A 12,517-nucleotide genomic window follows, 5' to 3' on the forward strand; every position below is an offset into this window, starting at 1 on the left:
CACAATTATACGGACTTTATCGAAATCTCTCAAGTAATTTTTTTAATATTGGCTTATTTAATACCTCAACTATTCATAATATTTATTAAATTTAAAAAAGGGGAGAAACATGTTAGAATTTAAAGATATTTCAAAAAAGTATCATAAAAAAGCAATTTTAGAAAATATAAATTTCAAAATATGTAAAGGTGAAAAAGTCGGTTTGCTTGGTACTAATGGGGCAGGTAAAACTACTTTAATGAAGCTAATTGCTAAATCTCAGTTGCCTACCCAAGGTCATATTTTTTATAATGGCATTGATATAAATAGTAAATATAACGTCTTAAATGCTTTTGCATTTATGATTAATCAAATCTATTTCCCTGAAATTAGCGCCAGAAAAAATTTAGAATATTACTTAGAAATTAATAATAAAACAGAATATTCTAAAGATATAAGTAAAATTTTAAATCTAGTTGCTCTAGAAGATAACTCGAAGAAAGTAAAATACTTTTCATATGGTATGAAACAGCGATTATGTTTGGCGTTATGTTTAATAATCAAACCAAAAGTTGCTATTTTAGATGAACCATTTTTAGGTTTAGATCCTATTGGAGTACAAAAATTAATAACAATAATCGAACAATTTTCTAAAGAGAATGACACAATTTTTTTAATATCTAGTCATCAATTAAAAGAATTAGAAGGATTGTGCACAAGGTTTTTATTATTAAATAAACGAAAGATTACAGAAATAGATGTTAAAGAACAAAACAATATTATAAAATTGAAATTTAAAAAAACAATTAACAATATTGACAATTTACTTTCTAAGTTCTCATTTATTGAAAAAATCGACTTAAATATTGTCACTATAAAAAATGAGAACGATAACTTGTCTAAATTACTTGTAGAGTTAAGTGATAATTCTTTATTAGAAGTTATACATAACTCACATGATTTAGAATCATATTTTTATCAAGAGTAGGTATTACTAATGTTTAAATTTATATTCATGTATGTTTTTAAGATACGCGCCACATGGTTACTTTTAATTTTAGGTCTCTATCCTTTATTAATATTTTTAGCACAATTTTTAAATAGTAATTTCTTATCACTCTCAGCTAGTCAAGCTGGTAGTGTAAGCTTTTTGGAAACCTTTATTGCGATATATGATACCCAGCAAAAGTCAATGCTATCATTAATAATAGTTGCTTATTTAGCATCAATATTATTCTATAATGAAATTAGTACTAGTCGTCTTCTTTTTTTCAAAGATCAGAATAGAAATAAAATTTTTAATAATAAATTTTTATCAATCATTATAGTTTATATTACTTTTCTAATTATATTATGTGTATCCTCAATAATTGTTTATTTATATTTTGTGAATAATCATGATTATTCATCACATTCTTTATTATTAAAAGATACTAAATATAATCATTATCTAATGACAAATTTGATAGGCTTATTTTTTACCGATGCTATTTTAATATTTTTATCACTTATTGCATCTATACGTTTTAATACTGGAGTAACTATTATTACTTTAATTACAGGATTTATTCTCATAAAAGTTACAGACAGTATTGATAAAATTAAGCTTTTCCCTTCTAATTTTATCAAATTAGATAGTAATATTAGCTTTTCGCAAAATTTATTAATAATGAGTGTAATTACTTTAGTATACATAATAGTTATATATCTTGTATCAAAACTTATTTTTAAAAAATTACAATATTAGTATATATATAATAGAATTAATTATTAAGATATTAAAAACCTACGTAGCAAAATTTATAAAGTCTACGTAGGTTTTAAGTTTAAATTTTCTTTTAACATTCTTTAGAATTATTTTTTTAAATTGGTAATTGTTATTTAGTATCGTTAATAATCAATTGACGTAATGATTGGCGTTTAATAACTTCACGTGCTTTACCATCTTTTAAGAAAAACACAGGTGGTTTCTGCATTTGATTGTAATTAGAAGCCATTGAGTAATGATATGCTCCTGTAGAAAGAATCGCTAGGTAATCACCACGTTGAACAGAAGAAGGGAGTTTCGCATTGCGAATAATAATATCGCCTGATTCACATAATTTACCAGCAATCGTTACCGTATCATCAGCTTCTTCATGACGATTCACTAATAACGCTTGATATTTCGCATCGTATAAAGCTGTTCTAATATGATCACTCATACCGCCATCAATCGATACATATTTATTCACATTAGGAATTTCTTTAATTGTGCCAACTTCATATAATGTTATACCAGCTTCACCAACGATTGAACGACCAGGTTCAATACCTATTTCTGGCACTTCATAATTCAATTTATCAGTTTCCGCTTTAATTGCGTTAGTTATTTCTGAGATGCCTTCCTCAATAGGGAAGCTAACATCACCTTCAATATATTTAATACCAAAACCTCCATCGATATTAAGCAGCTCAATTTTAATATCATTGTCAGATAACCAATTTAGTACTATTTTAGCAGTTTCAATCATTGCTTCAGTACCCTCGATTTGAGAACCGATATGGAAGTGAACGCCTTTTAAATGTAAACGTTTTGAATCACGCACTTTATTAACCGCTTCGATAGCCAAACCATGACGAATAGATAAACCGAATTTACTATCTTCTTGTCCAGTTTGAATAAACTCATGTGTATGCGCTTCAACACCTGGATTAACACGTATAACTACATTCACCGAATCACTTGCGTATTTATCGATTAATTCAATTTCTTCAAGTGAATCGATGACGAAGTAACCAACGCCATTTTCTAGAGCATATTGAATCTCATGTTTTGTTTTATTGTTACCATGGAAGTGAATTTTACTAGGATCAAATTTCGCCTCTAATGCAGTATATAATTCACCCTCAGATACTACATCTAATTGTAAATCCTCTTCTTGTACTAATTTAACCATTTGTATACAAGTGAAAGCTTTAGATGCATAAGAAATATTATATTTCAAACCACTTTCTTGAAAAGCTTTATGGTATCTACGCATTTGATTGCGGATTTCATCTTCATCATAAACAATAGTAGGGGTACCAAAGCTTTGAGCAAGCGTCTTTAAACTTGTGCCTGCCATTGTTAATTCACCATAATCATTATATTTTACTGCCATTTTATCTATACTCCTTTATGAGAGAATCATGATTCATCGCACTAAGTTGTTCTGAGTTAGCGCCAACACCTTTGAATGTATATTCATCAATGCGTATATCGTCATTATATAATATCACTTCATCTTGTGCATCGACTTCATCATCGACTTCCACAAACATATGACTCATCATTAATGCACGAATAGGGTAACGCTTACCATTAATTAATGCGTCATGTTTAGCTCTCGATTTAAGGATACCATCACCATAACCGATGTCTACAACTGCTAATCGTGTGTGATCACGAGTCGCTTCGAATGCGAAACTATACCCACAATAATCTCCAGCATTAACTTCACGCACTTGAATCACATTACCTTTAACAGTCAGTGATTGCTTAATAATCTGTGTGCCTAATCGGCTATAAGGACGAGAACCATATAACGCGATGCCTACACGTGCATGGGTATGTTGCGGTAATAGTATTTGACCTTCACGATAATAGCTTGCACTATTTTGCGCATGAATGAAATCAAACTGATAACCATCTTTTAACAATGCATTCACCACATTTATCCAAGCCTCTCGCTCTACACCATACTCTGGAACATCAAATTCATCCGCATAACCAAAGTGGGTCCATACGCCACTAATAATCATTTTATCTTCGTTTGTATTCGCTAGATGGTCTTCAATAACTTCTTTAATTTCTTCTAATGTTTTGAATCCAGAACGGTGAAGTAAATTCTCATATTCGAGATGCACTTTGATACCACTTAAATCATTCTTATATTTATAATAGTACGCTAATGACGGTAAGGTCATTTGAATTTGATATTTTCTTACTTTTTCAAAATCATAAACTGCGTTCATCAAGAATATCGTGGCATTAGGTGCTAATTCGCGTACTTTAATGGCTTCTTTCAAAGAAGTAGTGCTAAATGTATGGATTCCTGCTTTTAAAAAAGAGGTAACAGCAAACGCCAAACCATAATGATAAGCGTTGTTCTTCACTACAGCCATTATTGAATTATCATTTTTAACTTGAATAGCATTTTGTAAAAACGCTTCTTTATCGACGGACCATATTGCTGTCAATGTGAATTACTCCTCTCCATAATGCATTAACAATTGTTCATAATAATTTGCCACATCAATTAATACTTTTTCATCAAAATTTAAATGAGAGGTATGAAGGCCAGTTACAAAACCTTTGTCTTCGTTACGTGTACCTACGAATGCAAAGTAAGCAGGCGCAAGTTGTTGGCCATAGAAACTAAAGTCTTCACCAAATAAGAAAGGTAGGGGCTTATCTATTACTTCTAGATTCGCAGCATTAATTGCTTGTTCTACACTTGCACGTAGTTTAGGACTGTTCATCGTAGGAGGATAGCCTTCTTCAAATTTCACTTCACATTCTACGTTAAATAATAAACTTACACTTTCAGCAATTTTATGCATTTGAGTTTTAACTACATTTAAATCATTAGGGTCATACGTTCTAATTGTACCTTCTAAATATCCGTGGCTAGCTACTGTATTTATTGCCTCACCAGCTTCAAAATGTCCCATATGAACAATGTTTCGTTTCAATCCGTTAAGATGATACTGTTGTATCTGACCAACTTGATTTAGAACATGTAATAGCGCTTCGCCACAAGAATGACCTTGTTCTTTATCCGCAACATGACTAGATAGCCCTTTTAAAAAGAAACGATACTCAGTTGCACTGGCTGTAATTTCTTCATCGCGGATTACAACTTGTCCTTCATCTGCAAATGGATTAACATGAATGCCAAAAACGGCTTCTATTGGATAATTATTAAACGCGCCTGCTTTAATTAAGCGATTCGCACCGCCGCCAGTTTCTTCAGCAGGTTGGAATATAAATACAACATTATGCGGTAGTGTCCCTTTATCAAACATCTCTTTACAACGTTTAACAAATAACATTAATGCCGTTGTATGACCGTCATGGCCGCACGCATGCATCACGTTGTCTGTTTGACTACGATAGTCAACATCATTTTCTTCAAAAATAGGTAACGCATCAATATCTGCTCGAAATGCAACGGTATGATCACTATTACCTTTTAAATAAGCAATTGCACCTGTTTCAAGCGGTCTCTCATAAGAAACCCCTAAGTCATCTAAAAAATGTGTAATGTATTCTGTTGTCTCAAACTCATGTAGACTTAATTCTGGATGTTGATGTAAATGTCTTCTATGTTTCGTTACAAACTCTAATTCGCTCATCATATCATTCCTTTGTTTACTATATTCGTCTTATCATTATTGTAACTTATTTCATCTTTTTATGTATGGTGTGATTGTAATTTAAAATATGATTAAAGTGTGAGAATAGAGAAAGAATAACCCGTCATACTAGCGCGTCATCACTCTCGAGAATAACTAAAACTGAGAAGAGCTTATGTTAAGCGCCTTCTCAGTTCAGTCAGCTATTACAATCATGCATTATAGCCATAAAATAATAAATTGTGCCACAGACACTTATCAAATACATATCGCATTAGTCATTCAATTTTCTTAATGCTGAAACGATTTCACGTTTAGAATCTTCAACTTCAGAAGTTTGTTTAATGACTTTGGCTGGTGTACCAGCAACAACTGCACCAGCTGGAACGTCTTGAGTGACAATAGCACCAGCAGCAACAATTGCACCTTCACCAACATGAACGCCTTCTAAGATAACCGCATTCGCACCGATTAACACATTATCTTCAATGATTACTGGAGAGGCGCTAGGGGGTTCAATAACACCTGCTAACACAGCACCAGCACCTACATGTACATTTTTACCAGTAGTAGCACGACCACCAAGTGTTGCATTCATATCAATCATAGTGCCTTCGCCAACAACTGCACCAATATTTATCGTTGCACCCATCATTACAACAGCGCCATCTTTGATAATTGCTTGTTCTCGAATGAATGCACCTGGCTCAATACGCGCATTCGTATTCGTTAAATCTTTAAGCGGAATAGCTGAATTTCGACGATCCATTTCAATTTCTAACTTCGTAATTACAGATTGATTTGCTTCATAGAATGTCTTCCAATCATCTGCTTCACAAAAAACAACTTTAGAATCGTCAGAACCAAATACTTTAAAAGATTCTGGGAAGGTAACACCATCAAAATGTCCATTGGCATATACTTTTAATGGTGTGGATTTTTTAGCATCACTGATATATTGAATAATTTCTTCAGCTGATAAGTGTTGTACCATAATTGAACTCTCCTTAATAATAGATAGAATTTTATATTTTATAAATTATCAAACGTGTAATAACCATTAGATTGATTTATTAATTTTTCTGCGGCAGTAATGGCACCGTTAGCAAAGATATCCTTTGACTGTGCTTTATGCGTAATTGTAATGGTTTCGTCTATTCCAGCAAATAACACGTCATGTTCACCAACTATAGTGCCACCTCGAATAGAGTGAATACCAATTTCATCTTTACTGCGTTGTTCAGTGCGCTCATGACGATCATATACAGGTGTACTGTTTTGACGTAAGTCTTTGATGACGTCATATAATTTAACTAATGTGCCACTAGGGGCATCTACTTTTTTATTATGATGTGCTTCAGTCAACTCAATATCAAAATCTTGTAAAAGCGGCACTGCAGCTTCTAATATTTTAGTTAATGCATGCACACCATAACTCATATTTGCACTAAAGAAGACAGGCATGCTTTGACCTAATTCATTTAACTTTTCAACTATTTTTTCCTTTTCACCAGTAGTAGCTACCACTAAAGGCAATTGAAATTGCTCATCAAGTAGAGGTAATAATAGATTAGGATTTGAAAAGTCTATAGCCACATCCGCTTCATTTTGCGCATCAGCAATATGACTGTAATGCGTATATGGCGTTGTTTCATTGTTTTGTGGCGCTATAACACCGATAATTTCATGACCTTTGTCTTCTGCCAAACGTGCCACTCTCTGATTCATTGCGCCATAACCTATAAGTAATATTTTCATTAAAGTTCACCTGCTTTAAATTGTTGAAATGCGTCAATTAATACTTTAGCATCTTCTACTTCTAAAGGAATCAGTGGTAAACGTAATTCATAATCTCCGAATCCTAGATAACTCGTTAACGCTTTAATCGGAATAGGGTTAACATCAACAGATAATGCACTTAATAATTTACCAATCGGTTCAAAATCTTTTGAAATATCTTCTCCACGTTGTTTCGCATCGTATAATGCTTGGAATTCTCTAGGAATAGCATTACCAATAACCGATATAACACCATTGCCACCTCTATTATAGAAGTCAACAACATTGTCATCATTACCGCTATACAATGCAAAAGTTTCTTGATCAATACGACGTTTTACATCTTCATAATAATCAAAATCATTTGTAGCATCTTTAATTGCAACAATGTATTGATTATGACTTAATGTTTCAACCGTTTCTGGTTCAATCGTCATATTTGTTCGAGAAGGTACATTATAAAGTACTACAGGTAATTTAACTTCATTTGCAATCGTTTCAAAGTGTTTAATTAATCCACGTTGATTCGTTTTGTTGTAGTAGGGTGTAATCAGCATAATTGCATCCGCACCAAGTGCTTTTGCGCGTAGTGATGCTTGAATAGATTTGGCAGTATTATTAGTACCTGTACCTGCGATAATTGTCACACGATGATTGACTTGTTGAATCACTGATTCTAGAATATGCGCTTTCTCTTCTTCAGTTAAAGTAGGGCTTTCAGCTGTAGTTCCATTAACAATAATAGCTTTTACACCATTTTCTAAAAGGAAATCTACGTGTCTCTCTAATGCATTATAATCAACTTCATTATTTTTGAATGGGGTAGCAAGTGCTACACCTACACCTTCGAATAAATGTGGCATATTATCTAGCTCCTTTTAAATTGATTACTTGCTCTAATACTTGCACGGCATTCAAGGCTGCACCTTTCAATAAATTGTCTGACGTACACCATACGTGGAACGTATTATCCAATGAGTCATCTCTACGAATACGACCAACAAACACGTCATCTTTACCAGTAGAAGTAAGTGCCTGAGGATACTCGTTATTGTCAGGATTATCAACTAATACAACACGATCATCTTTATCGAATAACGCTTTAATGTCTTGTACAGTTGCTTCTTTATCAAGCGTAACGTCAATCTCAACACTATGGCTATCTTGTACCGGAACGCGGGCACATGTAGCTGTGACTTTTAAATCTGGTTCATGTAAAATTTTGCGTGTTTCATCAATCATTTTTTGTTCTTCTTTTGTATATCCATTTTCTAAAAACACATCGATATGAGGTAACACATTATTGTAAATAGGGTGTGGATATGCTTCTGGTTCTTTCCCATTTGCACCTTCTGCTAAATCTCGTTTACCTTTAATTCCAGAGCCTGAAACTGCTTGATACGTAGTATATGCCACACGTTTTAAACCAAATTGATCTTGTAACACTTTTAATGGCACTACCGATTGAATTGTTGAACAGTTAGGATTGGCAATAATACCACGTTTGAATTCTGGTTGATTAACTTCAGGTACAATTAAATCTACATCTTCAGTCATTCGCCATTGGCTTGAATTATCAATAACGATTGCACCAGCTTTTTCAAAAATAGGGGCGAATTGTGCACTTGTACCGCCACCAGCACTCATTAAAACATAGTCAAAGTGGGCACTAGCTGCATCTTCTGTTAGTTCTTGAACAACATATGTTTGACCTTGAAATTCAACTTCTTTCCCCGCAGATCTTGCAGATGAGAATAAGACCAATTCGTCAAATTGAATGTGTTTACGATCAATAGTTTCTAACATTTTTGTTCCAACTAATCCTGTTGCTCCAACCACTGCTAATTTTGTCATAATTTATCACTCCAATAATATTTGTTTGAATTTTCCTAAAATTTAATTTAAATGTTATATGAATTATATATCAAATGCCTCATATAATCGCTCTACGGCTTTTTCGCCATTTTCAGCGTCAATGACATATGAAATACTGATTTCTGAAGTTGTTGTTTGATAAAAAGGGATGTTGGCGTTAATTAGTGTAATAAACGCTCTGGATGCTACGCCTGACATATCTCTCATGCCTGAACCAATTAATGAAATTTTGACATAGGCTTCATTAATTTTATAATCTAAAGCTTCAAATTGAGCGGAAAGCCCACTTAAAATATGTGAAATTTGATGCACATCACTATCTTTAATCGTAAACGATAATTGTAGCCCTTCGATGTTAACGATTTGCGATATCATATCTACATTAACTGAGCCATCTTCTAACGCTGTAAACAATTGCGTTAACAAACGATTGTCAGGTAGGGGGTAGCTTATCGTTACATGCATCATATGTTTATCTAAAGCGACGCCCGTGACTGCTTTCTTTTCTAGAATTTCTGTTCTTGGCATAATCCACGTTCCTTTCACATTTGATAGTGTTCTTCCCAAATACAATGGTATATCGTAATTCTTAGCAAGCTCAACACTACGGGTTTCAAGTACACCTGCACCAAGTGCACTCATTTCCATCATTTCTTCGTAAGATACATAATCTAAGCGCTTTGCTCGACTAAGAACTCTTGGATCGGTTGCATAGACACCATCAACATCTGTATATATTTCACAAGGTATTTGATTACTTGCTGCTAAGGCAACTGCCGTTGTATCAGAACCACCACGACCTAAAGTTGTAAGTTCTAACTCATCATTGATACCTTGAAAGCCTGCTACGACTAAAATGTCGTTATTTTGAAAAGCTTGATCAAAGGTTTTTGAATCAATTTCTGCAATTCTGCTTTTCAAATGATGACCAACCGTTTTAATACCTGCTTGATAACCAGTCATGGCTCTAGCAGTCACACCGATATCATTTAACACCATTGATAAATAGGATACCGTTTGTTGTTCACCAGTAGTAAGTAACAGTGCAAGTTCTTCATCTTTAGGTGTCGCAGTCAAATGGAAGACATTATCCATTAGTTGATCTGTTGTTTTCCCCATAGCACTGACTACTACAATTAATTGTTCACCTTCGTCTACTCGACGTTTCAGCATTTTAGCTATATTTTTTATTTTTGTAAAATCAGCAACGGATGAACCGCCAAATTTCAAAACACTTCGTTTCAATACGATACCTCCTACAGATTAGGGGGAGGCACACGTTATAAAAAAAGAGCAAGTTCGGAATGCTCGAACTTGCTCATAATTTATATACAAGTGATGCACTCCATTATTTTTAAATAATGACAAACTCTCAGCTCTTAACCACAAAGTCCAACAAATCATACCTGCGATTATGATTCATTTCGGCATCGCACCCTTTCTATATTAGCTGTTGCAGACAGTGTATCTAATATATACTAATGATTGATGCGCCTCATCAATTTCTTATTCAATTGCTATGTTTTATATTATACATATGGCAATTGTGTCTGTAAACCGATAATTGTGATTTTTTGAAATAGACTGAAAAATTAAAGGCTATTTTTCATCATGAAGGTAAATATGAATTAAAAGTGTAAAAATTTCAGTGTTGAGACCTTTAATTAGTATAAAAAATTAAGGTTGAGACACAAAGTAATCCTATTCTAGAACTTAATCGACATGTTCTAAACGATATACTTTAATCTCAACCTTATTTTAAATTATAAATTTATTTTTGTAATACACCAATTTCTTGTAAATATTCTTCATAAGGGACTTCTTTAGATAAACCGCCTGGTTGATTTAGATCAATGACACGGTTTGCAATCGTATTGATGAATTCAAAGTCATATGACGTAAAGATGATTGAACCTTTAAATGAAGCAAGGCCATCATTTACTGCTGTAATACTTTCTAAATCAAGATGGTTCGTAGGTTCATCCAATAGTAAAACGTTCGCACTTGAAAGCATCATTTTACTTAACATACAGCGAACTTTTTCGCCACCAGAAAGTACACTCGCTTTCTTTTTAACTTCCTCACCACTAAATAACATACGTCCTAAGAATCCACGTAAGAACGTTTCAGTTTGTTCATCTTCAGGCGCATATTGACGTAACCAATCTACTAAATTCATGTCTACACCTTCAAAGAATTCTGAGTTATCTTTAGGGAAGTAACTTAATGATGTCGTTACACCCCATTTAAATGTACCTTCATCTGGCTCCATTTCACCAGCTAAAATTTTCAATAGTGTTGTTTTAGCAATTTCACTATCTCCAATTAATATCGCTTTATCATCTGGATTCATAGTGAATGAGATATTATCAAGTACTTTTTCACCATCAATCGTTTTAGATAGACCTTGTACGGTTAATAAATCATTTCCAATTTCACGCTCTGGCGTGAACTTAACATATGGATAACGTCTTGAAGAAGGTTGAATATCATCTAATTCAATTTTCTCCAATTGTTTTTTACGACTTGTCGCTTGTTTAGATTTAGAAGCATTTGCTGAGAAACGTGCAATAAAGTCTTGTAATTCTTTAATTTTTTCTTCTTTTTTCTTGTTTTGCTCTTGAGCCATTTTTTGAGCTAATTGACTTGATTGATACCAGAAATCATAGTTACCTACATATAATTTAATCTTACCGAAATCTAAATCAGCAATATGTGTACATACATTATTTAAAAAGTGACGGTCATGTGATACAACAATGACTGTATTATCGAAATTAATTAAGAAATCTTCTAACCAACTAATGGCAGGAATATCTAAACCATTGGTAGGCTCATCGAGTAGAAGTACATCTGGTTCACCAAATAAACTTTGAGCTAATAAAACTTTCACTTTTTGATTATTTTCTAATTCAGACATTTGTTTATCGTGTAATTCAGTAGCGATACCTAAACCTGAAAGTAGGGAAGCAGCATCCGCTTCTGCATTCCAACCATTCATTTCAGCGAATTCACCTTCAAGTTCAGCAGCACGGATACCATCTTCATCACTGAAATCCGGTTTCATATAAATGGCATCTTTTTCTTTCATTACTTCATACAAACGTTCATGACCTTTGATAACGACGTCTAATACGCGTTCATCTTCATAAGCGAAGTGATCTTGTTTTAAAACAGCTAAACGTTCATCTTTACCCATTGAAACGTGTCCTGTTTGAGAATCAATTTCTCCTGATAAAATTTTTAAAAACGTTGATTTACCAGCACCATTGGCACCAATAAGTCCATAACAATTACCTTCAGTAAATTTAATATTTACATCTTCAAATAGTTTACGATCGCCGAAACGTAAACTTACATCAGTTACTTGTAGCATGCATTTACTCCTTTATTTATCGTTTATCTAACGCAAAAATTATATCATATTCTGTATAGAGTTTCGACCTAATGTAAATGTAAACGTGTGAATGCTTGTTTTTACTATGCATGTTATAATGATGTAGAA

The 12,517-nt window shown here is 33.3% G+C and carries 11 protein-coding genes and 1 riboswitch; of the genes, 2 read left to right on the plus strand and 9 right to left on the minus strand.

Features of this window, described 5'->3' with window-relative positions:
* Positions 1-109: 109 nt before the first annotated feature.
* Both JVV30_RS01585 and JVV30_RS01590 read left to right on the plus strand, forming a co-directional pair.
* Entirely contained in the window at positions 110-967 is an 858-nt protein-coding gene (locus tag JVV30_RS01585) for an ABC transporter ATP-binding protein (RefSeq protein ID WP_204193156.1), read from the plus strand.
* A gap of 9 nt (positions 968-976) precedes the next feature.
* Complete coding sequence (locus JVV30_RS01590) at positions 977-1,726, plus strand: hypothetical protein (protein WP_204193189.1); 750 nt, start codon at positions 977-979, stop codon at positions 1,724-1,726.
* Positions 1,727-1,856: 130 nt separating this feature from the next.
* Here the strand turns inward: JVV30_RS01590 and lysA are convergent, their stop codons facing one another.
* The 9 genes from lysA to JVV30_RS01635 all read right to left on the minus strand — a co-directional run bounded on the left by lysA (position 1,857) and on the right by JVV30_RS01635 (position 12,388).
* On the minus strand, positions 1,857-3,122 hold the full coding sequence (gene lysA, locus JVV30_RS01595; RefSeq protein WP_204193192.1) for a diaminopimelate decarboxylase: 1,266 nt from the start codon (positions 3,120-3,122) through the stop codon (positions 1,857-1,859).
* Position 3,123: 1 nt separating this feature from the next.
* On the minus strand, positions 3,124-4,200 hold the full coding sequence (locus tag JVV30_RS01600; protein ID WP_070855602.1) for an alanine racemase: 1,077 nt from the start codon (positions 4,198-4,200) through the stop codon (positions 3,124-3,126).
* Positions 4,201-4,206: 6 nt separating this feature from the next.
* The gene (locus JVV30_RS01605; RefSeq protein ID WP_070855601.1) at positions 4,207-5,358 is read right to left on the minus strand and encodes an amidohydrolase; all 1,152 of its coding nucleotides are present in this window, start codon (positions 5,356-5,358) and stop codon (positions 4,207-4,209) included.
* 274 nt (positions 5,359-5,632) lie between these two features.
* A complete protein-coding gene (dapD, locus tag JVV30_RS01610; RefSeq protein WP_204193195.1) occupies positions 5,633-6,352 on the minus strand; it encodes a 2,3,4,5-tetrahydropyridine-2,6-dicarboxylate N-acetyltransferase in 720 nt (239 codons plus the stop codon).
* 38 nt (positions 6,353-6,390) lie between these two features.
* On the minus strand, positions 6,391-7,116 hold the full coding sequence (gene dapB / locus JVV30_RS01615; protein ID WP_070855599.1) for a 4-hydroxy-tetrahydrodipicolinate reductase: 726 nt from the start codon (positions 7,114-7,116) through the stop codon (positions 6,391-6,393).
* Entirely contained in the window at positions 7,116-8,000 is an 885-nt protein-coding gene (gene dapA, locus JVV30_RS01620; protein WP_053030911.1) for a 4-hydroxy-tetrahydrodipicolinate synthase, read from the minus strand. Before dapA ends, dapB begins: the two co-directional genes overlap by 1 nt.
* 1 nt (position 8,001) lies before the next feature.
* Entirely contained in the window at positions 8,002-8,991 is a 990-nt protein-coding gene (locus JVV30_RS01625) for an aspartate-semialdehyde dehydrogenase (protein WP_053030913.1), read from the minus strand.
* Positions 8,992-9,054: 63 nt separating this feature from the next.
* On the minus strand, positions 9,055-10,257 hold the full coding sequence (locus JVV30_RS01630; protein ID WP_070855598.1) for an aspartate kinase: 1,203 nt from the start codon (positions 10,255-10,257) through the stop codon (positions 9,055-9,057).
* 85 nt (positions 10,258-10,342) lie between these two features.
* A riboswitch (Lysine riboswitch) is annotated at positions 10,343-10,519 on the minus strand.
* 264 nt (positions 10,520-10,783) lie between these two features.
* Positions 10,784-12,388 carry an ABC-F family ATP-binding cassette domain-containing protein gene (locus JVV30_RS01635; protein WP_204193203.1) on the minus strand — a complete coding sequence of 535 codons (1,605 nt, stop codon included), beginning with the start codon at positions 12,386-12,388 and terminating at the stop codon, positions 10,784-10,786.
* Positions 12,389-12,517 lie beyond the last annotated feature (129 nt).

It is taken from the genome of Staphylococcus sp. GDY8P47P (assembly GCF_016892225.1).
In the GTDB taxonomy this organism is placed as follows: domain Bacteria; phylum Bacillota; class Bacilli; order Staphylococcales; family Staphylococcaceae; genus Staphylococcus; species Staphylococcus borealis.